The sequence below is a fragment of the Pseudorhodoplanes sp. genome, from assembly GCA_032027085.1.
Lineage (GTDB): Bacteria > Pseudomonadota > Alphaproteobacteria > Rhizobiales > Xanthobacteraceae > Pseudorhodoplanes.
The window spans coordinates 1,566,618-1,592,274 of sequence record JAVSMS010000001.1; the positions used below are offsets into that span (position 1 = coordinate 1,566,618).

Below are 25,657 nucleotides of genomic sequence, written 5' to 3' on the forward strand. Positions count from 1 at the left end.
ACTCGGAATTTCCGCAAACGATGACGGGTGAGTGGTGAAAACCTTTCGACGGTCCGTCATCCCTCACGACTCGTGGACACTCATTCATGCCCTCTCCCGCAAGGGAGAGGGCGCACTAGCAACCGCCGCGGAGTCACAGCTCATTCCCATACGGCCCGGCCGGATCGATCAGCGACTGCAGCCGCAGTGCCGCGCATTGGGCGACGCGCAGCATCATCGCCTTGCGGGTCGGCGCGGCAACCTTGTGCTGCGGCGCCTCGCAGACGATCTGCCCGCCGAACGCGTCAGCAACGATGAGCCCGGTATCCTGCGGAAAAATCTCGCACGGCACCTCGAGCGTTGTCGCGAAAAACAGCCGGTCACAATGCGCGCGATAATCCATCCATTTGTGATCGGCGCGGAAATCGGCGACCGAGGACTTGATCTCGACGATCCAGATTTCGCCGGACGCGTCGAGCGCCACGAGATCCGCGCGGCGACCTGACGGCAGCGGCAATTCGCTGACGCAGCAGAAGCCGTGCGAGAGCAGGAGCCGCATGGTCCCGCGCGCCACGGCGAGTGCAGTCTCAGACTGGCGGCCGTCCACCGGAACTTCCGCGATGCGTGCGACCAGATTGCTCATTTGGCAGCCGTACGTTTCGCCTTGTGCGAGGGGTGATCCGGGAAGGCATTTTCCAATGCCTCGCGCCCGGCCGCCACGATACCCCGTTCCGTGATCAAACCGGTGACAAGCCGTGCCGGGGTGACGTCAAAGCCGTAATTCGCCACCTGCGATCCTTCCGGAATGACGGTGACGGTCACAAGCCGGCCGTCCTGCGTGCGCCCGGTCATGGCGGAGACCTCATCGCCCGCACGTTCCTCGATCGGGATTTCGGCGACGCCGTCGGCAACAGCAAAGTCGATGGTCGGCGAGGGCAGCGCTACATAGAACGGTACGTTATTGTCTTGCGCGGCCAGCGCCTTCAGATAGGTGCCGATCTTGTTGCAGACATCGCCTTGCGCGGTCACGCGGTCGGTGCCGACAATGACCAGGTCGACCTTGCCGTGCTGCATCAGATGCCCGCCGGTATTGTCGGGGATCACGGTGTGCGGCACCCCATGCTGGCCGAGCTCGAACGCGGTGAGCGACGCGCCCTGATTGCGCGGCCGGGTCTCGTCGACCCAGACATGCACCGGAATCCCCTTGTCATGCGCCATGTAGATCGGTGCGGTCGCCGTGCCCCAGTCCACTGTCGCCAGCCAGCCGGCATTGCAATGCGTGAGCACATTGACTCGCTCGCCCGGCCTCTTCCTTGCCGCGGTCTCCTCAATCAGTTTCAGCCCGTTGCGGCCGATCGCTTCGTTGATGGCGACATCCTCGTCGCAAATTTCTTGCGCACGCTCATAGGCGGCGGTAACGCGCTGATCGCGCGGGCGGTTTCGGACAGCGGCCATCATCTCGTCCAGCGCCCATTTCAGATTGATCGCCGTCGGCCGTGTCGCCAGCAGCGCTGCATAGGCGCGTTCCAGACTTTCGTCCGATGCATCCTCGCGCAGCGCCAGCGCGATACCATAGGCGGCGACCGCGCCGATCAGCGGCGCGCCGCGCGTTTGCATCGATGTGATCGCGTGCGCGGCGTCCTGCCAGCGCGCCAGGCGCAGCGTCGCACAACGGTGCGGCAGCAGGGTCTGGTCGATGACGCCGACCGACCATCCGTCCGGCTCCAGCCAGACGCTGCGCGTGTGCTTGCCGTTGATTTTCATGTCTGAGAAATAGCCGCCCTGCTCAACCGCGCCAAGCGCCAAATCAGCCGCTATTGCGCCTGTTCTCCGCCCCAATTCGGACCTGCGCCCGACGCGAAGGGAACCGAGCATGGTTCCCGGTGGAAGATTCTTCACGAGGGGTGAAGCCATGCTTTCTTGTTTTTCGCGGGCGCTTGCGCCTGCTTTTTTGTGTGTCTCTTTGCTTTCGCCTGCCCAAAGCCAGCCGGTTCAAGCCAAGCCCGTCGTCGAAGTCGCTTTCGTTCTCGACACGACAGGCTCCATGGCCAGCCTGATCGAAGGCGCCAAGCGCAAGATCTGGTCGATCGCGACCTCGATTGTCGATGCCAATCCCGACTCGGAAATCCGCATGGGGCTCATCGCCTATCGCGACATCGGCGACGAATATGTGACGAAACGCTTTGAGCTGACGACCGACATCCAGGACCTCTACGCCAATCTGCTCGAATTGAAAGCGCGCGGCGGCGGCGACTGGCCGGAAAGCGTGAACGAGGCCCTGCACGAGGCGGCCGCGAAAATGTCCTGGAGCAACGGCGCCGCCAATTGCCGTATCGTGTTTCTGGTCGGCGACGCGCCGCCACACATGGACTATGCGCAGGACATGAAATATCCGCAGGTGCTGGCGGTTGCCAGGCAGAAGGACATTCTGGTCAACGCGGTGCAGGCTGGCGGCGCGCGCGATACCGAGCGGGTATGGCGCGACATCGCGCAGATGGGTGGCGGCAAATACATCCCGATCCCGCAGGACGGCGGCAAGATTGTCGTGATCGAGACGCCTTACGACATTGAGATCATCGAGTTGCAGCGCGAACTGAACGGCACGGTGATTCCCTATGGTCCGCGCGCGCAACGCTCCAGTGTGGAGCAGAAGACACGGCAGGCCGCATCCGCGCCGTCGGTCGCCTCCGAGATGGCGAGCTATCTCAACAAGCGCGCCAGAACGGCCTCAGCGGTCGAGGCGGTCACAGGCGGCGGCGATCTCGTCGCTGATGTCGCGGCCGGGCGGCAGAAGCTGTCGTCGCTTAAGGATGACGATTTGCCTGACTCGTTCCGCGGCATGAGCGCCGCCGAGCAAGAGGCCGCCCTCGGCAAACAGATGGCGCAGCGCAGGGCGCTGAACGAGCGCATGTCGGAGCTTGTGAAGAAACGCGACCTTTTTGTCGCTGAGAAACGCAAGTCCGAACCGGTGAAAGCCGGCGATTCCTTCGACCGTGTCGTTGAGGAAACATTGCGGGCGCAGATCAAGCGCTAGCAGCTTGCTGATCCTGTCTCAATGGCGCAATCTCCCGCTGCCTAACGAGCGGGAGATTGCATGACCATTGACAACAGCGCGGCTTTTGACAACCGCGCGGCGGTGCCCGAGCATCCGCAGATTTTCGCGCAATGGGCGAAGGATGCCGCCGTTTTCCGCGAAGTTGCTGCGAAAGATGGACGCGCGGAATTCGACATCCCTTACGGCCCGAGCCCGCGGCAATATATCGACCTGTTCAAGGCGAAGGAGCCGAATGCGCCGCTCGCTATGTTCATCCATGGCGGCTATTGGCGGGCGCTCGATCCGAAATTCCACAGCCATGTCGCAAGGGGCCTGAACGCGCGCGGTGTGACCGTGGCCGTGGCAGGCTACGATCTTTGTCCGCAGGTCAGCATCGCCGACATCATCGAGGAGATGCGCGCGGCTGCCTTGTTCCTGTGGCGGCGCTTCGATCGGCGCGTCATGGTCTATGGCCATTCGGCGGGCGGTCATCTCGCGGCCGCGATGATCGCGACCGACTGGACGAAGCTCGATCCCAAGGCGCCGGCCGATCTGGTACCGGCCGCCTATTCGATCTCCGGCCTGTTCGATCTGACGCCGCTCATTCACACGACAATGAATGCTGACCTGAACCTCGATGAAGCCTCCGCGAAGGCGTCATCGCCGCTGTTCTGGCCGCTGCCGGGCAGGCGCGCGTTCGATTCGGTTGTGGGCGGCGCCGAGCTGCCGGAATTCCTGCGGCAGGCGAAAAGCATCGTCGATGCTTGGCCGAAGGACAAGGTGCAGGCGCGCTACGAAGAAATTCCCGGCGCCAATCATTTCACCGTCCTCGCGCCGCTTGCGGATGCGCAGAGCAGCATGACGGCAAGACTGGTGGAACTGTCCAACCTGGCCATTCCGGCACGCGCGCGCTGATCTCGGGTTTACCCGAGATCAGCCATGAAACATGCGCAAGTCGGCTACAGCCGACTTGCGTGCGCGCGGACCCGGAATCCAGATAGACGTTATGATGTTGCTTGCCGAATCCCGGTTCGCGGGCGCACGCCCGCGCCCCGGAATGATGGACGACAAGCTTTCCGCTCAGAAGAACGCCTGAATGCCTGTCTGCGCGCGGCCGAGGATCAGCGCATGGATGTCATGCGTGCCCTCGTAGGTGTTCACCGTTTCCAGATTCGACATCACGCGCATGACGTGGAATTCGTCAGCGATGCCGTTGCCGCCGTGCATATCGCGCGCCATGCGCGCGATATCCAGCGCCTTGCCGCAATTGTTGCGCTTGAGCAGCGAGATGGCCGGCGGCGCAGCGCGTCCCGCTTCCATCAGCCGGCCGAGACGAAGCACGCTGTGCAGGCCGAGCGTGATTTCGGTCTGCATGTCGGCGAGCTTCTTTTGGACGAGCTGGTTGGCGGCGAGCGGACGGCCGAACTGCTTGCGGTCGAGCGTGTATTGCCGGGCCCGATGCCAGCAGAATTCGGCGGCGCCGATCACGCCCCAGGCGATGCCATAGCGGGCATTGTTGAGGCAGCCGAAGGGACCGGCGAGGCCCGAGGCATTCGGCAAGATATTCTCTTCCGGCACCACCGCGCCGTCGAGCACGATTTCACCGGTGATCGAGGCGCGCAATGACAGCTTGCCTTCGATCTTCGGCGTCTCGAATCCTTTCGTGCCGCGTTCGACAATGAAGCCGCGGATCTTGCCGTCGAGCTTCGCCCAGACCACCGCGATGTCGGCGATCGGCGAATTCGAGATCCACATCTTGTTGCCGGTCAGTTTGTAGCCGCCCGCAACCTTCTCGGCGCGCGTCGCCATCGAGCCGGGATCGGAACCGTGGTCGGGCTCGGTCAGGCCGAAGCAGCCGATCATCTCACCCGAGGCGAGCTTGGGCAGGTATTTCTTGCGCTGCGCCTCGCTGCCATAGGCATAGATCGGATACATCACGAGCGAGGACTGCACCGACAGCGTCGAGCGATAGCCGGAATCGACCGCTTCGATTTCGCGCGCGATCAGGCCATAGGCGACATAGCCGAGACCGGCGCCGCCATACTCTTCCGGGATGGTCGGGCCGAGCAGACCGAGGCTGCCCATCTCCTTCATCAGGCCGGGTTCGGTTGTCTCATTGCGATAGGCTTCGAGGATGCGGGGAAACAGCCTGTCCTGCGCATAGCCGCGCGCAGTGTCGCGCACCATGCGCTCCTCTTCGGACAGTTCGCTCTCCAGATCGAGCGGATCCTCCCAATTGAACGGAGCGTCCTTGATCGAACCGGGGCGCTTGGTGGTAATTTTTTCGGCGGGCTGACTCATCGTTTTTCCCAGATTGCGAGGTGTGCCTGCAAAGGCGGCATTGGATACCCTGGCCCCACACTACCCCGCCACGGATCGGGCGGAAAGCGCGCCTAAAGTGACCGGGTGGCGCCGTTCTACTAACATTCTGTTGGGAATCGACAGGATAAAGTCAAAAATGGCCGCTTCCCGGGAAGTATAATTTTGGGCGTATTTGCGATGTTTGACCGCTTTTCTGGCCCTGACGCGCGGGGTTGCGCGAGCCTGGCCTTCATTGCCGGTATCATGGCAGCGACGCTCGCGGTGGAACCCGCCGACGCCCAGAGCCGCCACCGTCCAAACCCCACCGAAAGAGCAAGAAAACAGAAGGTTCCGCCACCGCCGCCGGGGCCGCATCTGTTTATCGTCTCGCTCAAGGCCCAGCGCGGCGCGCTCTATGCGAATGGCCAGTTGGTCGCGCATACGCCGATTTCGTCCGGCACCGCCAGTCATCCGACGCCGACCGGCGTGTTCAGCGTCATCCAGAAGAACCGGCATCACCGCTCCAATATCTATAGCGGTGCGCCGATGCCGTACATGCAGCGTCTGACCTGGTCCGGCATCGCGCTGCATCAGGGTCAATTGCCCGGCTATCCGGCTTCGCACGGCTGCATCCGGCTGCCCGGCGATTTTGCGCAATTCCTGTGGCGCACGACCAAACTCGGCGCGCGCGTGATCGTCACCCATGACGAGATTGAGCCTGCGGCCATTTCGCATGCGAAGCTTTTTCAGCCGAAGCAGCGCGTCGATGTCGGCGACGCCAGCAACCTGCGCCGCTCGATTGAAACGGACGTCGCCGCCAACGTGGCGACGCCCACCGCGACCGACGCATCCTCAACTGAAGGGGCGGAATCCGAGCCCGAGATTGCGAAGTCCCGCGAACCCGTCACCGACATATCGGCGGCCGCACAGAACGACATCCCGGCGTCCATCCTGGCAAGCTTCTTTGACACGCTGGACGCGAAGGCGAAGAAGCCGGCCCCGGCCGGACCCATTTCCATTTTCATTAGCCGCAAGGAAAAGCAGCTCTATGTGCGGCAGGGATTTCACGCGCTGTTCAATGTGCCGGTCAGCTTCCGTAGTGAAAATGCGCCGATCGGGACGCACGTCTTCACGGCGCTGGAGAGAACAGACGGCACCAGCGGGCTGCGCTGGATCGCGATGAGCATGCCCGGCAATACGCCGAAGGTGGAACACAGGATCGCCGGGGACGAATACAAGATCGTCTACCGCTATGACGATTTCGGCCGCCGCATTCGCGTGAAGCGAAAGGTCGCCGCAGCCGCAAAGCCTGTTGAAGCTCAGGCCGGGCCCGCCGCCTCCGACGTCCTTGAACGCATCGACGTGCCGCAAGACGTGGTCGACCGCGTCTCCGAATATGTCACGGCGGGCGCGACCCTGATCGTGTCGGATCAGGGGCTGGGTCCGGAAACCGGCGCCTATACCGATTTCATCGTGCTGACACGCTGACGCGGCTTCCTCGATTGCAGCCGTGACGCCGGCATTTGATCGTGCGAGGGTGGCGATGCCTCGATATTTCTTCAATACACGCATCGGCGACCGGTTCATCCCGGATCCGGAGGGTGCCGATTTGCGCGATCCGGATCAGGCCTGGCTCGTCGCGCAATCCATGATCCAGGACTTGCTGCAGGAGGAAGGCGCTACGCCTGATCTTCTCACCGCGACACTTGAAGTCACCGACGAAAACGGCGATGTCGTGCTGGAATTTCCGTTCTCGGAGGCGCTGATCCCGCCGCCCGACGAGCCGCAGACCCGCCACTGAATTTCTCGGACGGACATGTCAGACGCCAATCGCCTCAATGTCATGATCGTTCCGGTGACGCCGTTCCAGCAGAACTGCTCCCTCATCTGGAACGAGTCCACCAAATCCGGAGCCGTGATCGATCCCGGCGGCGATCTCGACCTGATCCGCCAGGCGATCGCGAAAGCCGGCGTCAGGATCGAGCGCATTCTCCTCACGCATGGTCATATCGACCATGCCGGGGGCGCGGCGGACCTGAGGACGGAGCTCGGCGTGCCGCTGGAAGGGCCGCACGTCGCGGACCAATTTCTGCTCGACAATCTGGAAGAGACGGCCGCCGTCTATGGACTGTCCGGCGCGCGCGATGTGACGCCCGACCGGTGGCTGCAGGAAGGCGAGCAGGTTACGATCGGCGGCGTGCCATTCGACATTCTGCATTGTCCCGGTCATTCGCCAGGAAGCGTTGCGTTCGTCAGTCGCGACCTGAAATTCGCCGTGGTCGGTGATGTGCTGTTCCAGGGCTCGATCGGGCGCAGCGACCTGCCGGGCGGCGATCACGAGATGCTGATCCGCTCCATCACCGGCAAGCTGCTGCCGCTCGGCGACGATGTCGCATTTATCTGCGGCCATGGCCCGGCCAGCACGATGGGCGAGGAACGGCGCTCCAATCCGTTCTTGCGATAGCAACTGAACCGGCGACAACGCCCGCTTAGAATCCAATTGGTGCTGGAGTCACTCTCCGCGAAATCATCGAGTTACGATCAGCGCCAGCCGGTCCGCATTGGCCTCTCGAACACAGTACTGACCCCCAACCCGGCCGCCATTAGCCGCCGACCTCCCGCTTTCAGGGGGAGGTAATTCTGCGGCTTACAATCAGCTGCTCCGCGCTTCCCAGCGCGGCGTCCTGATCTCGCCGCGCGTCGTGGCAATCCCGAGTTCGAGGCTGTCGGCAATGCGGTGCGCGCGTTCGATAAAATGCGCGGCGGCTTTCGGCGGACAGATCGCCCTGGCCGTCGTTTCGAACAGCGCCAGCCAGCGCTCGAAATGCTCGTTTCCGACCGGCAGCGACATGTGCGCCTGCATGGGGCGGCCGTGATAGCGGCCCGTCATCAGCATCACCGACGACCAGAAGGCGCATAGTTTCTCAAGGTGAAGGTCCCAATCCTCCACCTTTTCCTCGAAGATCGGACCGATCAGCGGATCCTGGCGCACGCCCGCGTAAAACGCCCTCACCAGCGCGGCGATCATCGGCTCGTCGATGCCCGTGCGCTCTTTCAGGTCCTGGATGAGGCGATTCCGCCTCTCCTCGCTCTCATCCGACCCCATGCATGGCTCCCAGAAGATATATTTTGCATATTGCTTTTATGCGATGCCGGCTTATTGTCAATCGTGGATTTCCTCATATGGGAGATATCGATGGGCCAGCTATCCTCCGCCGCCAATGCGGTGACGTACCTCCTCCTCCTGCCCGGCGACCTGATCTGCAACGCCGTCGGCGTCGGCACGGCGAATAATCGCGACCTGCTTCGGATGCTGGTCAATTCGTTCGCATGGGCCTTCGTCGGCGCATTGGTCGTCATCGCCGTGGTCTGACCGCGGCGTCAGGCGCGCAGGTTGCAGTGGTGCGGCGAGGAGACGGGACGATGTCCGAGACCATCGTTGACTGGCAGAACTGCTTTGCGTCGGCGCTGCTCAACAGCAGGGCCGATGCGATGCTGCTTTGCGATGGCGAGGGCATCATCCGCTGCTGGACGCCGGGCGCCGAACGGCTGTTCGGATATACCGAGACGGAAGCCGTCGGCCGGTCGCTCGACATCATCATCCCGGAGCGGCTGCGCGCGCGCCATTGGGCCGGCTATCGCGAGGTGATGAACGGCGCGCCGAGCCGCTACGGCGACGGCGAGGTGCTCGCCGTTCCCGGCCTGCGCAAGGACGGATCTCAGTTGTCCATCGAATTCACCATCACGCCGGCCACCGACCCGCAAAACCGGCTGGTCGGGCTTGCCGCCGTCATTCGCGACGTGACCGCCCGCTTCGAGGAGCTGAAAGCGTTGCGCAAGCAGCTCCGGACGGCGGCGCCGACCTGACCGGCGATGATCGCCCCACGCATTCACACAACGGATCCGACATGCGCCTGACCATGCTTTCCGACTACGCCCTGCGCGTCCTGCTCTATGCGGCGGCCAACCCCAACCGTCTCATCACCATCGAGGAAACCGCGAGCGTGTACAGGGTCTCCCGCGCGCATCTGATGAAGGTGGTCAATGTCCTGACCCGCGGCGGCTTTCTCAAAGCGGTGCGCGGCCGCGCCGGCGGCTTCACCCTGGCGAGATCCCCGGGCGCCATCAATATCGGCGCCGTCATGCGCCTGACCGAGCCGGACTTTGCGCTCGTGGAATGCTTCGCCACCGGCAATCAATGCATCGTCACCGGCTGCTGCAAACTCCCGACGATCCTCAACGAGGCGCTCAACAATTTCGTCCTCACCCTCGACCGCTACACGCTCGCCGATCTGATGCTGACGAAAGCCGATTTCGCCCCGCCAAAAAAAATGAATCAGAAGACGCGCGGGCCGACATTTGCCGCGTCATGACCTGCTGACCCGCGCTTGGGATCAGCGGTTCTTGATCGCACCGATAATCGCGGTCAGGATCGCACCGCCTGCGCCGCCGGCAACAACCTGAGAAATAATACCACCTATGCTCAGGTCACCAGCCTGCGCCGCGGCTGTGACGGCGGGAAGCAAGGCCGTCACGACCTGGCCAAGAACGCCACCGCCGACGGCTCCTGCAATCAGATTTCCGATCATGCCGAGATCGAATGTCGGCGACGCCTTCCCGGCACCTGCACCACCAAGCGCGCCGGCCACGAGGTTGATGAGGATGCTTTCCATGTCCGCCCCCCTTTTAAAAAACCTCAGTTTGAAAATTCTATCCGGCGGACCGCGCCTCGTCGAGCGCTCCGGCAGCTTCACGTGATTCAAAGCGACTCTTTCAACTGCAAATGACAACCCGTTCAACTACCTCCATTCCGCAGGCGGCGCTGCACTGCGCCAAGCGGCTTTGCGCCTCACATCTTTGTGCGAAGGAGTGAATTGCGCAGAAACCCCTTCAAAACCCCGGCCATTGCCGCGCCCCCGCCGCATCGGCTATGAAGGCCGCCACGCACCCGTAGCTCAGCTGGATAGAGCGTTGCCCTCCGAAGGCAAAGGTCACAGGTTCGAATCCTGTCGGGTGCGCCATCATTCAGTGCTGGGCCTCAACGCGGCGCTCAGCAGGCCCGCTTCCAGCCGGCCATGGCGGCCGGCATCGCCGTTTCGCACAGGCCGGTTCTGAACGGCGACATTGTCAGAATGTGGAGCAGGAACAATTCCGATTGGCGGTTGATGCCAAGCTTCAGCATGATGCGCTTGGTGTAGGTGCGGATCGTCGCTTCGGTAAGATGCAGTTCGGCCGCGATCCGGCGCGGGCAATGGCCGTAAAGGATGCGCGCGACGATCTTCTCATCGGCCGAATTCAGTCCGAACGCCATCGCGATGCGCCGGGCGCCGGCCACGGCGTCGACGCGCGGCACCAGCACCAGCATCTGGTCGGGGTCATGCGGGATCGGCAGCGCCCCTACCCAGGCGAACGCAAAGCGTTGACCTTCGATCGAGAGCGGAATGGTCGCATTGGTCCAGCCGCGGTTGAATTGCGACTGCATCGCCTTGCGCACGGCATTCTTCAGGCGCTCGGTGATCGGCGCATTCCCACCCGCCAGCAATCCGTGATTCGTGCGCAGCAACTTTCCCTCGACCAGCAGCCGGCGTCCCAGACTGTTCACATCATGCAGACGCAATCCCTCGTCGACGACGAAAGCCGGCGAGACCAGTTGCTCGAGGAACACGCGGATGCCGGAGGGCGAGGCTTGCGGATGCAGCAGGCTTTCCGCCGTCGACCAGATCACCGAGACGGCGCGCGTAAGCCATTCGATTTCAGCCTCCTGGAACGGAGCCCGGCGCCAGCCGGCCGCGAATACGATGTCGCTTCCGTCGCTCGCCCGCAATTGCCCAATGACCGAATGGCCGCCATGGCCGTTCTCGTGGCCGATCAGGTTGCGGGCCACCGGATCGTCGGGCCTCAGGATCGGAAACGACGCATTGCGCGAGAGGCGCGTGCAAATGAGTTTGTCGATTGTCGCCGGCAGGCGGACGGGAGCGTCGCCGACGCAAATCTGCTCGGCCACAACGCCCGACCTCGCAACGGTCGAGACGAAACAGCGCGTGCAGGCTAGCAAATCGACGATGGCATTGCCGAAATGCTCGATCATGATCTGACGCGAGCGCCTCGGGGCCGCCGGAGGCAGGATCGGCTGCAGCGGAGGAGTGATGATGTTCGACTCGCACTCGGCAAGAAGGCCGGAGCCATTCCGCCGCACGGTCAGCACTTTTCTTCCATCCACGGCCGCCTCCGCACCTTCCGCGGCCCTGTGCTACGCGCGCTAACTTTCCCTGAAAGCGCGATTCACGCGCAGCAACACAGGCTGCAACAGATATTCAGCAAAGGTTCTCTCCCCCGTTTCGATGAAAGCTTCCACCGGCATTCCCGGCTGCAACGACGACAGGTAAGGCTGAACATCGGCCGTCGGTTGCAGCTCAATTTCTGCGAGATATGAGGCAACCCCGGTCTTCGGATCGATCAGCGCGTCAGCCGATACCGACGTGACGGTACCGGGCATGATCGGCGTGCGCCGGATGTTGAACGCAAGAATGCGAATGCGGGCCGATTGCCCGACATAAACCTCGTTGCGATCCGATGGCCGCAATGTCGCTTCGATGATCAGCCGGTCTCGCGCGGGCACGACCTCAAGCAGGGTCTCGCGCGGGCCCAGCACAGCATTGAGGTGCCTGGTGTTGAGGCCGACCACGACGCCGCGCTCCGGCGCGCGCAAGTCGCTGCGCGCAATCTGGTCGCGCAAGGCGGAAACCCGGTGCCGCACGTCCGCGATCTCCTCGCTTGTCGCGTGGCGCTGCTTGGCGATTTCCTGGCTCCGGTTGTAAGTCAGTTGCCGCCGACGGTCTTCCAGTTCCGCGATTTTTCCGTGCGCTTCCGCGTTTGCGGCGGCATTGCGCGCGATCTGGCCTTCCGCTTCGGCTTCGGCGCGCCTCAACGCGAGGACCTTCGGCTTTCGCGCAAGCCCCCGGGCCATCAGATAATCGCCGTCCCTGATTTCCTCCTGAAGCGCCGCAAGCTGTTGCTCCAGCGCCTTGCTGCTGCTTTCCAGGCCCCTGATCGTGTGTTGCAATTGAAATATTTGTTGATCGAGAAGCCTGCTCTCGCCTTCGAGCGAAGCCGCGCGTGCAACGAATTCAGCTTCCTGGGTGCGCATGGCCAGCTTCGCCTCCTGCCGCGTCGTATTCAGAAGCTCGTCCGGGAAGGCAATTTTTGTCGCACCGGTTTGTTCCGCAATGAGGCGCGCTTCCGTCGCCAGATCGGCAAACAACTTTGTCTCAAGGACGCCGAGACTCGCCTCGATCTGGGTGGTGTTCAGTCGGGCCAGAACCTGTCCGGCTTCGACGAGATCGCCTTCACGAACGAAGATCGATTTGACGATGCCGCCTTCAAAATGCTGAACCGCCTTGCGTTTCGACATGACCTTGACCACGCCCGGCGCGATGACGGCGCTGCGCAGCGGCACCGTACCGGCCCACACGCCAACAGCGCCAAGGTTCAGAATGAGTAACACGCTCCCCCAAAGGATGAGCCGGCGCATCTCCGATCTCGGTCTTTCGGAGGAAGCATCCTGAGGCCGGATCACTGCCGGCAGTTGCCGGATTGCAACAAGCGGATTCTTCATCAACGGCCTCCTGCTGTCGGCAATCGCAGCGGCTCGGTCCGCGCGGGGGCTTGCGGGCGTTGCAGCGGCGTGGCGCCCTTGATGGTCTGCGGTAGCACGCCGGAGGGCGGACCAAACGCGATCTGCTTTCCGTCGCGCAGGAACAACACCGAATCGGCAATGGTCAGAAGGCGGGGCCGATGCGTGACGATCACGAATGTCGCCCCCCGTTGCTGCGCCGCTCGCACCGCCGCGCACAAGGCTTCCTCGCCTTCGGGATCGAGATTGGAATTGGGCTCGTCAAGCAGCATCAGCGTCCGCTGGCCGTAAAAGGCACGCGCAAGGCCGATGCGCTGACGCTGGCCGCCGGATAATCGGCCGCCGTCCCGGCCGATCTCGGTCTGATAGGCCTGCGGCAAGGACAGGATCATCTCGTGCGCATTGGCGAGCATGGCTGCGGCGACGATATCCTCATCGCGCGCCTGATCGTCGAAACCGGCAATGGCTTCCGCAACCGTTCCACCCAGGAGCTCGACATCCTGCGGCAGATAGCCGACGAACTGGCCGAACAGGTTGGGATCCCAGTTGTCGAGCGACGCGCCGTCCAGCCGGACTGTGCCGGCGGTCGGCTGTTCCAATGCCGCGAGCATGCGCAGCAGCGTGGATTTGCCGGCGCCGGTCGGTCCGATCACGACAACAATCTCTCCGGGCCTGCTGGCAAAGGAAATGCCCTGCAGGACGGGCCGTTTCGCGCCGGGCACCTGATAGGTCACACGCGAGACCTCGAGCGCGCCGGTCGGAGCCGGCAGGCGCGTGTGCCGCCTGCGCAAGCTGCTGGCCGCAAGAACCGCGCCGACATGCGCCCATGCATCCTGCGCCGAGGTCAGCGCGCGCCAGGCCGACAGGAGACTCTCGACCGGCTGCAACGTCCGGCTGATCAATATCGAGCCCGCGATCATACCGCCGGGCAGGAGTTCGTTCTGCAGCACAAGCCACGCCCCCAATCCTATGGCGGCGATTTGCAGGATCATCCGCAGCGCCCGCGCGATGGCGGCGATGGCGGCGACCTGCTCGGTGGCCCGCACGACAGGGGCGAGCGCCGCATCGTTGATGCGCAGGAATTCGCGAATGGCGCCCCGGCTCCAGCCCATGGCCCGCACCAGACGGGCGTGCTTGACGATGCTGTCCAGCAGCGATTGCGTGCGAAGGGCCGCGCCCGACGCCTGGGCAACTTCGGCGCGGGAAATGCCGGCACTCAGGAATGCGAGCGCCAGCAGGATCGCCGATCCGATCAGCGTCAGCACGCCGAACCAGGGATGGATGAGATAGAGGATCAGCAGAAACGCGGGAAGGAACGGCGCGTCGAGCAATGTCGAAACCATGCCGCTCGACAGGAAATTTCTCAGTTCGCGCACCCGCACAAGGTCCTGCGGACCCGCCTCATCGGCGCCTGACCGGAAGATCGACGCTTCCAGGACTCTCGGCGCAACATAATGTTCGAAAGTGACGGCGAAGCGCGTCAGGATTCGTCCGCGGATCGCATCGAAAGCCGCGCTGAAGGCCAGTGCGACGACGGCAATCGCCGTCAGTCCCACCAGCGTTTCCACGCTGCCGCTGGTGATCACCCGGTCAAAGACCTGAATGCAGTAAAACGGCAGGACCAGCAGAAGCGCGTTGGTCGCGAGGCTGAAGACAATCGCCCACAGCAAAGCCTCGCGCGCCGGAATCATCGCATACAGCGACTTTCCCTTCGCCGCAGGCATTCGCTGACGCATAACGGAACGCATACTCTGTACCAATCCGCCTGCTGATGCGTCGAATGTCTTAGCGCAGCATAGAGACAGAACTAAGGTCGGGCGGCGGCCTCAGCCGCCGCCCGATAAAAGTTGCTTATACCAAGGCGACCGCATCATACCCGGCCGCGGTATTGATGTCCTCGATCGACTCAAACGCCGTTCCGCCTCCGGTGACACCGTCGAGGGTGATGGTGCCAAAACCGAAATCGAGCGTTGTATCGACTCCGTTGTCATCCACGACAACGGTTTCGGGATCGAAGCCGTCGACAACGTCAACTTCGACCACGTCAAAGTCGGCAAAGCTCAGGTCCTCGATCTCGTCGTCGCCGAAGTCGCCGCCGGCGCCGTCACCGACATGGTGCGTATCCTGTCCGGCACCGCCGGCCGATACGTCGTCGCCGGCCTCTCCATAGAGATGATCGTCGCCGTCGCCGCCGTCGAGCGTATCGTCGCCGTCGCCGCCGTGGATCTCGTCGTCGCCGGCGCCGCCGCTCAACTCATCGTCACCGGCATCACCCCACAGGCTGTCGGCACCGTCGCCGCCATCAATCGTGTCATCGCCGTCGCCGCCGGACACGAAGTCGGCACCGTTGCCGCCGTTGATGGTGTCGTCACCGGCATCACCCCACAGGCTGTCGGCACCGTCGCCGCCATCAATCGTGTCAGCGCCATCGCCGCCGAACGCAACGTCGGCACCGTTGCCGCCGTTGATGGTGTCGTCGCCATTATCACCGAACAGCAGGTCCGCACCGTTGCCGCCATTGAGCTCGTCGGCGCCCTCACCGCCACTGAGCACGTCGGCCCCTGCATCGCCATTGAGGACGTCATTGCCGTCCCAACCGTTCAGGGTGTCATTTCCGGCACCGCCGCTCAGCGTGTCGTCGCCGTCGTCGCCGTTCAGCGTGTCGTCGCCGCCGTTGCCTTCCATATAGTCGTTGCCGGCGCCGCCATTCAGCAGATCCGTACCGCCGCCACCAAACATCGTGTCGTCGCCGTCATCGCCGTTCAGCGTATCGGCACCGCCATTGCCTTCCATCCAGTCGTTGCCGGCGCCGCCATTGAGCAGATCGAGGCCAGCGCCACCGCTCATGGTGTCATCGCCGTCATCACCGTTCAGCGTGTCGTCGCCGCCATTGCCTTCCATGAAGTCGTTGCCGGCGCCGCCATTCAGCGTATCGTTGCCGGCATTGCCGCTCATGGTGTCGTCGCCGTCATCACCGTTCAGCGTGTCGTCGCCGCCATTACCTTCCATGAGGTCGTTGCCGTCGCCGCCATTGAGCAGGTCGAGGCCGGCGCCACCGCTCATGGTGTCATCGCCGTCGCCGCCGTTCAGCGTGTCATCGCCACCATTGCCTTCCAGGGTGTCGTTGCCGCCGTTGCCGTCGATTGTATCGTTTCCGGCGCCGCCGCTCACGAAGTCATCATCGAGGCCGCCGGCCAATGCGTCATTGCCGGCTTGCCCGTTGATGGTGTCGAGGCCCGCACCGCCGCTCAGCGAGTCGTCGCCGTCGCCGCCATTGATCGTGTCGTCGCCGGCGCCGCCATCGGCTGTATCGTTGTCGGCACCGCCGTCGATCGCGTCATTGCCGGCCCCTCCTTCCAGCGTGTCAAGACCGGCGCCACCGTTGATCGTATCGTTGCCGGCATTGCCGGACAGGACGTCGTCGCCGTCCCCGCCATCGATCAGGTCGTCGCCGGCATCGCCGTCGACCGTATCGTTGCCTTCGTTGCCGTTCAGTGTATCAAGACCCGCGTTGCCGCGGATGATGTCGTCTCCGTCATTGCCGTTGATGGTGTCGTCTCCGGCATTGCCGTTGAGCGTATCGTTGCCGGCATTGCCGTCGATGAGATCGTTTCCAGGGCCGCCGTCGACGGTATCGTCTCCGGCATCGGCAGTGACCGTGTCGTTCCCAGCCAGGCCGCTAATGGAATCAGGATCAGGGGTGCCAACGAGATTATCGTCATTCGGCGTTCCAACGATGACAGCCATAGGGGTCGCTCCTTGTTTGTCAGGATAAGTTGACGTTCCTTGGAGAATCTCAACGCAGGACGCGACCATGCGTCCGCTCCGAGATTCCTCGGGAGCATTCTGGTGACATCTGCCCGGCGAGCTTGAATCGCTTGCGTTAAAGCGATGAAGCTAAGCTCGGAAGCCGGGACGCTATGCTTGGGGGTTATCGCCAACAATCCCCATTTGGGGACAAATCTTCCACGCAAATTTTGCGGGCGCCGCGAATTTTTCTTTGCGCCTGCGCAGAAGAGAGTGTTGGCGCCGTCAGTGCAATTTCGGCGACTTCAAAAATCGCATGCGGTCGCCGGAATTCACGCGCACGTCGAACGTGTCGCCATCGCGAAAGATGGTGAGAGGCACTTCCACTCCGGCAACGCCCAACGACCATATCTTCCGATACAGCGTTGCGAGCTCGTCAACCTCTTCGCCATCCACGGCGACGATGATGTCGCCGGTGCGCAAATCGGCGCGGGCGGCGGGCCCGCGCGCCGCCAACCCGACGATGATGATGCGGCCTTCGGCTTCAGTGGAATAAATGCCGAGCCAGGGACGCGCCGGTTTTTGTGCATGACCCAACGTCAACAGATCGTCGAGGATCGGCGTCAGCAAATCGATGGGCACGATCAAGTTGAGATATTGCCCCTCGGCATTGCCGCCGCGTTCGAGTTGCAGCGAGCCGATGCCAAGGAGTTCACCATTCATGCCGATCATCGCCGTGCCGCCCCAATTAGGATGCGCGGGTGCGGTGAAGATCGCCTCGTCCAGGACATATTCCCAATAGCCTGCGAATTCCTGCTTGCCGACGATGCGCGCAGCAACCGACCGCTCGCGCCCGCCAGATCCCGCGATAACCACACGCTCACCAATTTGCGCAGTGGCCGACCGTCCCAATGGCAATGCCGGCAGATTGAGCCGCGCCAGCGGCTGCACCAGTCCGAAGCCGGTCTCCTGGTCGAAGGTCAACGCGTGGCCGGGAACGACGCGGCCGTCACTCAGATGCAACCAGATCGTCTCGGCTTCCGTGATCAGATAGCCGATGGTGAGGATGAGTCCGCTGGTGCGGATGATGACGCCGTGGCCCGCGCGTTCGGTTCCGAGTGTCTCGGCCGTAAAGGCATCCGCCGGAATCAGGGATCGCAATCCGACCATTGAGGCCAGTGCGGCATCGAGATCATAGTCATAATCGCCGGGCCGGGGCTGGGCCGAGACCGGAACTTTCCAGTCGCTCAAGGACGCCATGCCAGCCACTCCTTACCCATTCCAACGGCCGCCCAAGCCAACCTGCAGCGATGCGGCGGGCGAAATCAAGCCCGAAAGACGAGCGCCGAACCGGCTGTCGACGGCGTGAGACGCTTTGCCGACGCCTTCATCCTGCCTAATCTCTAGGGCACAGCATCCGGACAAATCACCTTCATCGTGTCGGGGACATCAAGGCATGCGTTTGCGGGAACAATCCGCCCTGGTTGTGGCGATGGCTGGACTGGCCATTCTGATGGGCGATGCCGCGGCGCAGACACCCTATAGTTATCCGCAAGGCGGCTATCGCGGCGTAGCTGGACCTGACGGGGTCGTGACCGCGGCCCCAGATGACGACGGCGAGGAAATTGCCTCGCGGCCGCTGCCCCCGCTTTCGACGCCCGGCCCTGCGCCTTCTGGCGAACGGCGGCCCTATTATCCGACGGAGCAGAGCATCGGCCGCGACACGGCGCCTTATCCGATTGAGCCGCGTTACGACCGCCAGACTTCGCAGCCCTCGATTGCGGCGCCGGAGCCCTATCCCGAACCGCAGATTGTGCGCCGGCCGCCCGGCTATAACCCGCCCGCCTATGGCGTCATGCCGCCTTATCAGGAAGGACCGGCCCAGGGCGACGTCAGCACGGCGCGCCCGGATGCCATGCAGCCAGGATTGCAGCCAGGATTGCAGCCGGGTTTGCGGCCACCCTCCGCAATCCCGAACGCGCCGGATGTCGCTTCCCCATCACAGGCAATGCCGGGCCGTGTTGCCGCGCTGCCGCCCGAAGACCAGCCAGAGGAAGGCGAGCCGGCGGAGCTGCCTCCGCAATTCAAGCGGCAGGTCGTCAGCTATCAGACCAAAGAGCCGGCCGGCACCATCATCATCGATACGCCGAGCACCTTCCTTTATTACGTCAACGGCGACGGCACCGCGATTCGCTACGGCATTGGCGTCGGCCGCGAAGGTTTCACCTGGGCCGGCACCGAGCGCATCAGCCGCATGGCCGAATGGCCCGACTGGCATCCGCCCGCCGAGATGATCGAGCGCCAGCCTTATCTGCCGCGCTTCATGGCCGGCGGGCCGGGCAATCCGCTGGGCGCGCGCGCACTTTATCTCGGCAAGACCATCTATCGCGTGCATGGCACGAACCAGCCCTCGACCATCGGGAAATTCGTGTCGTCGGGTTGCATCCGCATGCTCAATGAGGACGTCCAGGACCTTTATACCCGCGTCAAAGTCGGCACGAAGGTTGTGGTTCTCGGCGGCGCACGCGGACCGTCCGCCTCCAACGCGCCGACAACGCGGTAGTGTGGTCGTTCGGAAGTCCGCTTCATTCTTGCCGTATGCTCTTCCAGCGGTCCTCCGAACCAAACCACACTAGAAACATGGGGTTTGCTAGTGTCCTTCCAATCCAAAGTGCGCTCACGGCCATGCCGCAGATGAAGCGGACTTCGGATTCGGGACACTAGCGGGTACCGCCAATTCTCTCCGTCACGCTGTGATTTGCATGCTGTGTTCTGCGTGCAACGACGGCTGCAATTGTTGCTGCGCGCGACCGGCAGAATCATCGCGGCAGGAAAGCTGTGCGTGACCTCGGGAACCGAATCAGCAAAAATCCTGTCCACAGGGAAATTTGGCGCGAATTTGTGCTGCGCATCGCCCCTTCCCGACCGCGAGACCGCCGCCGCTGTGCTTTCGCGCGAAGATTCTATTTTTGGTGTCGCGTGAGCCGCCCGCGTTCGGGCGACCGTGGAAGGACTCTGATTCATGCTGCCCGATCTGCGGATCGTCATTGCAGCCGTCGTCTCGACGTTCATCCTGACCGTGGGCGTCGGGTTTTTTGCGTCCTCCCGGCTCATTCACGAGCAGATGACCGCCCGCGTCGACACCAAGGGTCATGACGACACGCCAATCAACCGTATCGCGCTGAATTGGCCGGAGCCGGCAAACTTCGAACCTCACATCAATCTTGATTTCGCCATCAGCGCCAAGACCGCCAAGAACCCTGTCCGCGACGTCACGCCGGAGACGATTTCGGCGCCACACTTGGCAAAGACAGACGCTGAGGCTCCAGTCCCGCCGCCGTCCGAAACTCCGGGACCGGCGCATGAAACGCCCGCCGCTTTGTCGCAGGAGCCGACAACCTTAACGCCGGCGCCTTCCGCCGTAACGCAGGACGTTGCCGCGCCCGCAGCGGAATCCTCCGCGGCTGAGTCTTTAGTCGCCGAGCCGATCACGCCGACACCGGACATGGTCACTGCGACGCCGGATGCCGTCACATCCGCGCCGGAAAAAGAAATGGATACAGTCAGCGAGCCGGCGCCTGCCGCATCTGTCGCGAAGGCGCCCGATCCGATCGAGGAAATCCCGGCTGCCGCCGTCGAAGCGCCGACGTCGAAGGCCGATACGCAGGTCGTGGTGCATCTGCACGAAACGGCGCTTGCAGAATCAACCGGCTCGATCCCCGCGCCGACAACGGAAACGCCGGACGCCCCGCTTCCGGCGTCGCGCCCGAAACTGGCCCTAAGGCACGAACCCGGCAATGCCGGCAACGCATCCCGGCCGACCCAGACCGAGCCCGCGCGCGCGCCGGTCAGCGAGAGAAAGCGCCCCCGCAGAGCCTCGATCAGGGCGCACCATACGCCGCGGCCGCAGCCGCAGCCGCAGCCCGCGCAAACTCCGCAAATGCAGCCGTTCGATTTCTTCGGTTTGTTCCGCAATTCGCAGGCGGCGCAGCGGCCGCCGGTGCAGGTCGCAAGGCCGACCACGCCGATCAACTAGCAGCCGTCGTTCGCATTCTGCGCCATCTTCCCATATAAACGCGCGTCCTGAGAGCGCCCGTGCTTGCGGGCCGGAGGTGCGCCGCATCATGGTTGCTCTGTCAGTTCTGGACCTGTCGCCCGTCGTCGCGGGCGGATCGGCCGCGCAGTCGCTGCGCAACACGCTCGATCTTGCCGAACACGCCGATCGGCTCGGCTATCATCGCTACTGGGTCGCCGAGCATCACAATCTGTCCAACATCGCGAGCACGGCGCCCGACATCATGATCGGTCAGATCGCGGCGCGCACATCGCGCATGCGCGTCGGCTCCGGCGGCGTGATGCTGCCCAATCACGCGCCGCTCACGGTCGCGGAACGGTTCAAGGTGTTGGAGGCACTGTTTCCCGGGCGTATCGATCTCGGCATCGGCCGTGCGCCGGGCACCGACCATGTCACCTCCATCGCGCTGCGCCGCCGCCAGAATATCCGCGAGGACGATGATTTCCTCGAGCGCTTTCAGGAATTGCTGCTGATCGAGAATGGCGGATTCCCGAAAGAGCACCCCTTCAGCAGCATCCGCGCCATGCCGTTCGATGTCGCGCTGCCGCCGATCTGGCTGCTCGGATCGAGCGACTACAGCGCGCAGCTTGCAGCCTCGATCGGCGCCGGTTTTTCCTTCGCCCACCACTTTGCCCATCACGATGCGGTGCACGTGATGCGCCTTTATCGCGAGCGCTTTCAGCCGTCGCCGGCTCTGCCGGCGCCTTATGCCATTCTGGCGACGGCCGCCGTTGTCGCCGACAGCGACGAGGAGGCCGAGCGCCTGGCCTCGACCATCGATCTGAATTTCGTACGCCGCGCCAAGGGCGATTACCTGCCGCTGGAAAGTCCGGACACGGCGCTCGCCTACGCCTATTCGCCGATCGATCGCGAGCGCATCGCGCAGAATCGCTCGCGATTGTTTGTCGGAACGCCGGCAACGATCAAGCAGAAGCTCGCGCCGTTGCTGGAAGCCACACAGGCCGACGAGTTGATGATCACCAGCATGATCTACGATCACGACGCGCGGAAGAGATCCTACACTCTGCTGGCGCAGGCCTTTGGCGTGAAAGCGTGAGTCATTGCACCACGTCAGATGGCGCATTATTGAACCGCAGAAACGACGGGAGAGAGCCTTGGGCAAGCAACTTTCACTTACGACGTCCGACCAGCATCAGCTTGGCGCTTATCGCGCCGAGCCGAGGGGAGATGATCATATCAAGGGCGGTATCGTGGTGGCGCAGGAGATTTTCGGCGTCAACAGTCACATCCGCAATATCTGCGACCGCCTCGCTGCCGCCGGCTATGTTGCCGTGGCGCCGGCTCTGTTCGATCGCTTCGCGCGCGATTTCGAGTGCGGCTATTCGCCGAACGAAGTCGCGCATGCACGCAACTATCTCGGCAAGATCGACTGGAACAAGATGCTGCTCGATATCGAAGCGGGCGTGAAGAATGTGCAATCCTCAGGTCCGGTCGGCGTCGTGGGCTTCTGCATGGGCGGCAGCGTGGCGTATCTCGCCGCGACGCGCCTGTCGGGGTTATCGGCCGCGGTCGCCTTCTATGGCGGCCAGATCGTGAAATACGCCGACGAGAAGCCAAAATGTCCGGTGCAGATGCATTTCGGCGAGCAGGACGCCGGCATTCCGCTCAGCGATGTCGAGATCATCAAGCAGAAGCGGGCCGACGCCGAAATCTATACATATCCGCCCGGACACGGCTTCAATTGCGATGAACGCTCAGCGTATCACGAAGCGAGTGCAAAGCTGGCGTGGCAGCGCACGCTGAATTTTTTGGACAGGCACATGAAGTGAGCGTAAGCGCGCCGCTCACAGCCATCTCTCGATGATGGTGACGGTGTCGCCGGGGCGGATCGGAAAATTGAGCGGCACGTTCTGGCGCAGCATCTGGCCGTTGATGTTGCGGGTGACGGTGATCTTCTTCCTGTCGGCGCGCGGGGCATAGCCGCCGGCAATCGCCACCGCGCTCTCCGCCGTCATGTTGGCGACGTAAGGGTATTGGCCGGGCGCGTTGACCTCGCCGAGGATGAAGAAGGGCCGGTAGGCTTCGACCTCCACCGACACATGCGGCTGGCGGATATAGCCGTCCTGCAGCCGCGCGGCGATGGCGCGGGCGAGCTCGGCGGTGGTGAAGCCGCGCGCGGCGACCGGCCCGACCAGGGACAGCGAGATATTGCCGGCGGCGTCGACGATGTAGGAATTCGTCAGACCGTCCTGGCCGAACACCTGCACCCGCAGCCGGTCGCCGGAATCAAGCCGGTAGGGTTCGATCGGCAGTCCCGCAGGCTGTGCCGGCAGATAGGGATCGACAGCCGAGGTCAGGACCGGAGCGGGCTGCGCCAGCGGCGCCGGCACATAGGGCCCGCCGACGGCGGCCTGCGGCACATAGGCATAGGTCGCAACCCCGCGCCGCGCGCAGCCGGCGGCGGCCAGCGCTGCCAGCATCACCGCCACTACGCGGTTCCAACGCGTCAAACGCCGCATCTGAAGAATCCGGGGCTTCCCACTAAGCCGGATTAACGCGTCATATGGTTAACAAAACCTCACCAGGTCTGTGAGAAGCCTTGTCTCAGGCAGCGCGGCGTCGCTTCGAGACCGGCTTCTCTTCCGCGGGCTTTGTTTTCTCCGCCAGACGATCGGCAATGGCCACGACCAGCATCGAGCCGAGGAACACAACGTGGATGCCGGCAAGCCAATAGAGTTTCTTGTCGTCATAGTTGCCGACATTCATGAATGCCTTCAGCAACTGGATTGCCGAAATGGCGACGATCGATGACATCAGTTTCTGCTTGAGACCACCGAAATCTACCTTGGTCATCCAATCGGGCCGGTCGTGACCGACTTCCTCGAAACGCGAAACGAAATTCTCGTAGCCGGAAAAGATCACGATCACGATGAGATTGCCGACCAGGACAAGATCGACCAGACCGAGCACCCCGAGAATGACGTCGGATTCGGAAGCGATGTGAATATGTCCGATGAAGGACACAAGTTCGATGAAGAAGTGAATGAACAGAAGCACCAGGCTGATGACAAGGCCGATATAGAACGGCGCAAGAAGCCAGCGGCTTTGGAAAAGAACCAGCTCCAGCAAAAGCTCGATGCGTCGCATCATGGTCCCGCCCTCCCGGTCTTCGAAAAATGACGCGGCCCGTGATGCACGTCAATCGACATGCATCTCAAGCCGCGTGGTCAGCGGGACAAAAGGATCAGGCGGTGATGCCGGTTCCGATCTGGCAGCTCACGCCGGTCCCGCCCAGGCCGCAATAACCCATGGGATTCTTCGCCAGATATTGCTGATGATAATCCTCGGCGAAATAGAAGTCCGGCGCATCGAGAATCTCGGTTGTGATCGGGCCGTAATTTCTGGTCGCGATCGCCTTTTCGTAGAAGGCCTTCGAGGCCTCCGCCGCTTTACGCTGCTCTTCGCTGAAGACATAGATTCCGGACCGGTATTGCGTTCCGATATCATTGCCCTGCCGCATGCCCTGCGTCGGGTCGTGGTTTTCCCAGAATGTTTTCAGCAATTGTGCGTAGGACATCTTCTTCGGATCGAACACCACCAGCACCACTTCATTGTGGCCGGTCTGTCCCGAACACACTTCCTGATAGGTTGGATTCGGCGTCAGGCCGCCGGCGTAACCGACCGCGGTGACATGAACGCCGTCGCCCAATTCCCAGAATTTCCTTTCGGCGCCCCAGAAACATCCCATGCCGAACATCGCCATCTCGCTGCCCTGCGGATAGGGCCCCTTCAACGGGTGACCGTTGACGAAATGATCGCGGGCGGTGGGAATGGTGTTGGCGCGGCCCGGCAAGGCCTCGCCCGGGCCTGGAAGGGTCAGGGATTTCTTGAACATGAACATGTCGGCTTCTCCCGATGTCGCCGCCAATATATGTGCTAGGAGGACCATTCGCATCGGCCCCCGGTACGCCGGACGCTGCGAGGAGTTCACAGCCCTGCGAGGGCTGCTTTCTATTGGATAATACGCGCTTTATGCTGCGCGCCGATCGGCGGACGAGGCCACAGGAGTGATTATGACGTTGAGATTGTTTGCGATCGCATTCGCGACCTTTTTTTTGGCTGCGTCGCCCTCGTCCGCTCAGCAGACCCCGCCGCCCTATGGGCCGCCTATTGCCCTCGAGGTCGCCAAGAAGATCATGGCCGCGGCCGAGGCGGAGGCGGTCAAGAACAACTGGCAGGTCGTCATCACCATCATCGACAGCGGCGGCCACATGGTCATGATGCAGAAACTCGACAACACCCAGCTTGCATCGATCTCAGCATCCGAGGGCAAGGCGCAGACCTCGCTCGCCTTCAAGCTGCCGTCGAAGGCGCTGGAGGATGCCGTCACGGCGGGCGGCGCGGGCACCCGTCTGCTGGCGCTGAAGAACATCGCGCCGTTCGAAGGCGGCCTGCCGATCGTGATCGAGGGGAAGATCGTCGGCGCCATCGGCGTGTCCGGTGGCCTGTCCGCGCAGGACGCGCAGGTGGCGCGCGCCGGTCTCAGCGCGCTCGGGAATTAGGCGCGTCCGTCCAGACGCGCTACAGCCAGGACTAATCCCGCCCGTAGCCGATCACCGGCTTTTTCTTGCGCCCCAGCAGAATGGACAACACGCCCACGACGCCGAGAACCAGCCAGGCCGGCTGCTCCAGCAGCGTCAGCGCGACCGGATTCCAGGCCTGCGCCGGAAGATTTGCCTCGACGCTTGCCTGCAGCGACTGCAGGCTGTTCGCATTAATGTCGGTCCAGAGCTGGCCAAGCTTGTAAATATAGATCCGGCTGTCGGCGATCGACTTCGCCCCGTCATAGACCAGGAGAATGAACGCGGCGGCGAGGATCAAGACGCCCAGGAATCGGAAAAGAAACCGGATCATTGCAAGTCCGAAT

Annotated in this window: 28 protein-coding genes and 1 tRNA gene; 15 read left to right on the plus strand and 14 right to left on the minus strand. The window is 62.9% G+C overall.

Annotated features, from left to right (window positions below):
- Positions 1–133: 133 nt before the first annotated feature.
- The gene (locus RO009_07625) at positions 134–622 is read right to left on the minus strand and encodes an MmcB family DNA repair protein (GenBank protein ID MDT3684895.1); all 489 of its coding nucleotides are present in this window, start codon (positions 620–622) and stop codon (positions 134–136) included.
- Positions 619–1,743 carry an S-methyl-5-thioribose-1-phosphate isomerase gene (gene mtnA, locus RO009_07630; GenBank protein MDT3684896.1) on the minus strand — a complete coding sequence of 375 codons (1,125 nt, stop codon included), beginning with the start codon at positions 1,741–1,743 and terminating at the stop codon, positions 619–621. Before mtnA ends, RO009_07625 begins: the two co-directional genes overlap by 4 nt.
- A 148-nt stretch (positions 1,744–1,891) precedes the next feature.
- Here mtnA and RO009_07635 point away from each other — a divergent pair, with 148 nt between their 5' ends.
- Positions 1,892–3,013, plus strand: coding sequence for a vWA domain-containing protein (locus RO009_07635; protein MDT3684897.1), 1,122 nt, complete (start codon positions 1,892–1,894; stop codon positions 3,011–3,013).
- Positions 3,014–3,073: 60 nt separating this feature from the next.
- The gene (locus RO009_07640; protein ID MDT3684898.1) at positions 3,074–3,928 is read left to right on the plus strand and encodes an alpha/beta hydrolase; all 855 of its coding nucleotides are present in this window, start codon (positions 3,074–3,076) and stop codon (positions 3,926–3,928) included.
- A gap of 165 nt (positions 3,929–4,093) precedes the next feature.
- Here RO009_07640 and RO009_07645 read toward each other — a convergent pair whose 3' ends face one another.
- Positions 4,094–5,314, minus strand: a complete 1,221-nt coding sequence (locus RO009_07645) for an acyl-CoA dehydrogenase (GenBank protein ID MDT3684899.1) — start codon at positions 5,312–5,314, stop codon at positions 4,094–4,096.
- Positions 5,315–5,512: 198 nt separating this feature from the next.
- On the opposite strand from RO009_07645, the gene RO009_07650 reads away from it, so the two are divergent.
- The 3 genes from RO009_07650 to RO009_07660 are packed head-to-tail and all read left to right on the plus strand — an operon-like array spanning position 5,513 to position 7,778.
- The gene (locus RO009_07650; GenBank protein MDT3684900.1) at positions 5,513–6,802 is read left to right on the plus strand and encodes a L,D-transpeptidase; all 1,290 of its coding nucleotides are present in this window, start codon (positions 5,513–5,515) and stop codon (positions 6,800–6,802) included.
- Positions 6,803–6,857: 55 nt separating this feature from the next.
- Complete coding sequence (locus RO009_07655; protein ID MDT3684901.1) at positions 6,858–7,115, plus strand: hypothetical protein; 258 nt, start codon at positions 6,858–6,860, stop codon at positions 7,113–7,115.
- Positions 7,116–7,130: 15 nt separating this feature from the next.
- A complete protein-coding gene (locus RO009_07660; protein MDT3684902.1) occupies positions 7,131–7,778 on the plus strand; it encodes an MBL fold metallo-hydrolase in 648 nt (215 codons plus the stop codon).
- Between the two features lie 189 nt (positions 7,779–7,967).
- On the opposite strand, the gene RO009_07665 is transcribed toward RO009_07660, so the two are convergent.
- Entirely contained in the window at positions 7,968–8,420 is a 453-nt protein-coding gene (locus RO009_07665) for a group III truncated hemoglobin (protein ID MDT3684903.1), read from the minus strand.
- 90 nt (positions 8,421–8,510) lie between these two features.
- Between RO009_07665 and RO009_07670 the strand changes: the two genes are divergently transcribed.
- The 3 genes from RO009_07670 to RO009_07680 are packed head-to-tail and all read left to right on the plus strand — an operon-like array spanning position 8,511 to position 9,687.
- On the plus strand, positions 8,511–8,687 hold the full coding sequence (locus RO009_07670; GenBank protein ID MDT3684904.1) for a hypothetical protein: 177 nt from the start codon (positions 8,511–8,513) through the stop codon (positions 8,685–8,687).
- A 50-nt stretch (positions 8,688–8,737) separates the two neighbouring features.
- Positions 8,738–9,181, plus strand: a complete 444-nt coding sequence (locus RO009_07675) for a PAS domain S-box protein (GenBank protein ID MDT3684905.1) — start codon at positions 8,738–8,740, stop codon at positions 9,179–9,181.
- A gap of 41 nt (positions 9,182–9,222) precedes the next feature.
- On the plus strand, positions 9,223–9,687 hold the full coding sequence (locus RO009_07680; GenBank protein MDT3684906.1) for an Rrf2 family transcriptional regulator: 465 nt from the start codon (positions 9,223–9,225) through the stop codon (positions 9,685–9,687).
- 21 nt (positions 9,688–9,708) lie between these two features.
- On the opposite strand, the gene RO009_07685 is transcribed toward RO009_07680, so the two are convergent.
- Positions 9,709–10,113 (minus strand): hypothetical protein, encoded by a 405-nt coding sequence (locus RO009_07685; GenBank protein ID MDT3684907.1) that lies wholly within the window; start codon positions 10,111–10,113, stop codon positions 9,709–9,711.
- Positions 10,114–10,258: 145 nt separating this feature from the next.
- Between RO009_07685 and RO009_07690 the strand changes: the two genes are divergently transcribed.
- Positions 10,259–10,335, plus strand: a tRNA-Arg gene (locus RO009_07690).
- Between the two features lie 29 nt (positions 10,336–10,364).
- Here RO009_07690 and RO009_07695 read toward each other — a convergent pair.
- The 5 genes from RO009_07695 to RO009_07715 form a co-directional block, all read right to left on the minus strand.
- Entirely contained in the window at positions 10,365–11,534 is a 1,170-nt protein-coding gene (locus tag RO009_07695; GenBank protein ID MDT3684908.1) for a helix-turn-helix transcriptional regulator, read from the minus strand.
- 39 nt (positions 11,535–11,573) lie between these two features.
- Positions 11,574–12,845, minus strand: a complete 1,272-nt coding sequence (locus RO009_07700; protein MDT3684909.1) for an HlyD family type I secretion periplasmic adaptor subunit — start codon at positions 12,843–12,845, stop codon at positions 11,574–11,576.
- Positions 12,846–12,928: 83 nt separating this feature from the next.
- On the minus strand, positions 12,929–14,671 hold the full coding sequence (locus tag RO009_07705) for a type I secretion system permease/ATPase (protein ID MDT3684910.1): 1,743 nt from the start codon (positions 14,669–14,671) through the stop codon (positions 12,929–12,931).
- Between the two features lie 127 nt (positions 14,672–14,798).
- Entirely contained in the window at positions 14,799–16,694 is a 1,896-nt protein-coding gene (locus RO009_07710) for a calcium-binding protein (GenBank protein ID MDT3684911.1), read from the minus strand.
- 285 nt (positions 16,695–16,979) lie between these two features.
- A complete protein-coding gene (locus tag RO009_07715) occupies positions 16,980–17,954 on the minus strand; it encodes a S1C family serine protease (protein MDT3684912.1) in 975 nt (324 codons plus the stop codon).
- A gap of 196 nt (positions 17,955–18,150) precedes the next feature.
- Between RO009_07715 and RO009_07720 the strand changes: the two genes are divergently transcribed.
- From RO009_07720 to RO009_07740, 5 genes are all read left to right on the plus strand, one after another.
- Positions 18,151–19,257, plus strand: a complete 1,107-nt coding sequence (locus tag RO009_07720; GenBank protein MDT3684913.1) for a L,D-transpeptidase family protein — start codon at positions 18,151–18,153, stop codon at positions 19,255–19,257.
- Positions 19,258–19,470: 213 nt separating this feature from the next.
- Complete coding sequence (locus tag RO009_07725) at positions 19,471–19,677, plus strand: hypothetical protein (protein MDT3684914.1); 207 nt, start codon at positions 19,471–19,473, stop codon at positions 19,675–19,677.
- Positions 19,678–19,716: 39 nt separating this feature from the next.
- The gene (locus RO009_07730) at positions 19,717–20,730 is read left to right on the plus strand and encodes a hypothetical protein (GenBank protein MDT3684915.1); all 1,014 of its coding nucleotides are present in this window, start codon (positions 19,717–19,719) and stop codon (positions 20,728–20,730) included.
- Positions 20,731–20,818: 88 nt separating this feature from the next.
- On the plus strand, positions 20,819–21,826 hold the full coding sequence (locus tag RO009_07735; protein MDT3684916.1) for an LLM class flavin-dependent oxidoreductase: 1,008 nt from the start codon (positions 20,819–20,821) through the stop codon (positions 21,824–21,826).
- A 58-nt stretch (positions 21,827–21,884) separates the two neighbouring features.
- A complete protein-coding gene (locus RO009_07740) occupies positions 21,885–22,559 on the plus strand; it encodes a dienelactone hydrolase family protein (GenBank protein ID MDT3684917.1) in 675 nt (224 codons plus the stop codon).
- A 15-nt stretch (positions 22,560–22,574) separates the two neighbouring features.
- Here RO009_07740 and RO009_07745 read toward each other — a convergent pair whose 3' ends face one another.
- From RO009_07745 to msrA, 3 genes are all read right to left on the minus strand, one after another.
- Positions 22,575–23,249 carry a polysaccharide biosynthesis/export family protein gene (locus RO009_07745; protein MDT3684918.1) on the minus strand — a complete coding sequence of 225 codons (675 nt, stop codon included), beginning with the start codon at positions 23,247–23,249 and terminating at the stop codon, positions 22,575–22,577.
- An 85-nt stretch (positions 23,250–23,334) separates the two neighbouring features.
- A complete protein-coding gene (locus RO009_07750) occupies positions 23,335–23,880 on the minus strand; it encodes a TIGR00645 family protein (GenBank protein ID MDT3684919.1) in 546 nt (181 codons plus the stop codon).
- A gap of 94 nt (positions 23,881–23,974) precedes the next feature.
- Positions 23,975–24,631: a peptide-methionine (S)-S-oxide reductase MsrA gene (msrA, locus tag RO009_07755; GenBank protein ID MDT3684920.1), complete on the minus strand. Its 657-nt coding sequence runs from the start codon at positions 24,629–24,631 to the stop codon at positions 23,975–23,977.
- A gap of 172 nt (positions 24,632–24,803) precedes the next feature.
- Here msrA and RO009_07760 point away from each other — a divergent pair, with 172 nt between their 5' ends.
- Positions 24,804–25,292 carry a heme-binding protein gene (locus RO009_07760; protein MDT3684921.1) on the plus strand — a complete coding sequence of 163 codons (489 nt, stop codon included), beginning with the start codon at positions 24,804–24,806 and terminating at the stop codon, positions 25,290–25,292.
- Positions 25,293–25,323: 31 nt separating this feature from the next.
- Here RO009_07760 and RO009_07765 read toward each other — a convergent pair whose 3' ends face one another.
- Positions 25,324–25,644, minus strand: coding sequence for a hypothetical protein (locus RO009_07765; GenBank protein MDT3684922.1), 321 nt, complete (start codon positions 25,642–25,644; stop codon positions 25,324–25,326).
- Positions 25,645–25,657: the final 13 nt, after the last annotated feature.

What these genes read in the sequence shown, in the direction of transcription:
- RO009_07625 (MDT3684895.1), bottom strand. Translation starts at nt 622, where the DNA reads ATGAGCAATCTGGTCGCACGCATCGCGGAAGTTCCGGTGGACGGCCGC.
- mtnA (MDT3684896.1), bottom strand. Translation starts at nt 1,743, where the DNA reads ATGAAAATCAACGGCAAGCACACGCGCAGCGTCTGGCTGGAGCCGGAC.
- RO009_07635 (MDT3684897.1), top strand. Translation starts at nt 1,892, where the DNA reads ATGCTTTCTTGTTTTTCGCGGGCGCTTGCGCCTGCTTTTTTGTGTGTC.
- RO009_07640 (MDT3684898.1), top strand. Translation starts at nt 3,074, where the DNA reads ATGACCATTGACAACAGCGCGGCTTTTGACAACCGCGCGGCGGTGCCC.
- RO009_07645 (MDT3684899.1), bottom strand. Translation starts at nt 5,314, where the DNA reads ATGAGTCAGCCCGCCGAAAAAATTACCACCAAGCGCCCCGGTTCGATC.
- RO009_07650 (MDT3684900.1), top strand. Translation starts at nt 5,513, where the DNA reads ATGTTTGACCGCTTTTCTGGCCCTGACGCGCGGGGTTGCGCGAGCCTG.
- RO009_07655 (MDT3684901.1), top strand. Translation starts at nt 6,858, where the DNA reads ATGCCTCGATATTTCTTCAATACACGCATCGGCGACCGGTTCATCCCG.
- RO009_07660 (MDT3684902.1), top strand. Translation starts at nt 7,131, where the DNA reads ATGTCAGACGCCAATCGCCTCAATGTCATGATCGTTCCGGTGACGCCG.
- RO009_07665 (MDT3684903.1), bottom strand. Translation starts at nt 8,420, where the DNA reads ATGGGGTCGGATGAGAGCGAGGAGAGGCGGAATCGCCTCATCCAGGAC.
- RO009_07670 (MDT3684904.1), top strand. Translation starts at nt 8,511, where the DNA reads ATGGGCCAGCTATCCTCCGCCGCCAATGCGGTGACGTACCTCCTCCTC.
- RO009_07675 (MDT3684905.1), top strand. Translation starts at nt 8,738, where the DNA reads ATGTCCGAGACCATCGTTGACTGGCAGAACTGCTTTGCGTCGGCGCTG.
- RO009_07680 (MDT3684906.1), top strand. Translation starts at nt 9,223, where the DNA reads ATGCGCCTGACCATGCTTTCCGACTACGCCCTGCGCGTCCTGCTCTAT.
- RO009_07700 (MDT3684909.1), bottom strand. Translation starts at nt 12,845, where the DNA reads ATGCGCCGGCTCATCCTTTGGGGGAGCGTGTTACTCATTCTGAACCTT.
- RO009_07705 (MDT3684910.1), bottom strand. Translation starts at nt 14,671, where the DNA reads ATGCCTGCGGCGAAGGGAAAGTCGCTGTATGCGATGATTCCGGCGCGC.
- RO009_07710 (MDT3684911.1), bottom strand. Translation starts at nt 16,694, where the DNA reads ATGGCTGTCATCGTTGGAACGCCGAATGACGATAATCTCGTTGGCACC.
- RO009_07715 (MDT3684912.1), bottom strand. Translation starts at nt 17,954, where the DNA reads ATGGCGTCCTTGAGCGACTGGAAAGTTCCGGTCTCGGCCCAGCCCCGG.
- RO009_07720 (MDT3684913.1), top strand. Translation starts at nt 18,151, where the DNA reads ATGCGTTTGCGGGAACAATCCGCCCTGGTTGTGGCGATGGCTGGACTG.
- RO009_07730 (MDT3684915.1), top strand. Translation starts at nt 19,717, where the DNA reads ATGCTGCCCGATCTGCGGATCGTCATTGCAGCCGTCGTCTCGACGTTC.
- RO009_07735 (MDT3684916.1), top strand. Translation starts at nt 20,819, where the DNA reads ATGGTTGCTCTGTCAGTTCTGGACCTGTCGCCCGTCGTCGCGGGCGGA.
- RO009_07745 (MDT3684918.1), bottom strand. Translation starts at nt 23,249, where the DNA reads ATGCGGCGTTTGACGCGTTGGAACCGCGTAGTGGCGGTGATGCTGGCA.
- RO009_07750 (MDT3684919.1), bottom strand. Translation starts at nt 23,880, where the DNA reads ATGATGCGACGCATCGAGCTTTTGCTGGAGCTGGTTCTTTTCCAAAGC.
- msrA (MDT3684920.1), bottom strand. Translation starts at nt 24,631, where the DNA reads ATGTTCATGTTCAAGAAATCCCTGACCCTTCCAGGCCCGGGCGAGGCC.
- RO009_07760 (MDT3684921.1), top strand. Translation starts at nt 24,804, where the DNA reads ATGACGTTGAGATTGTTTGCGATCGCATTCGCGACCTTTTTTTTGGCT.
- RO009_07765 (MDT3684922.1), bottom strand. Translation starts at nt 25,644, where the DNA reads ATGATCCGGTTTCTTTTCCGATTCCTGGGCGTCTTGATCCTCGCCGCC.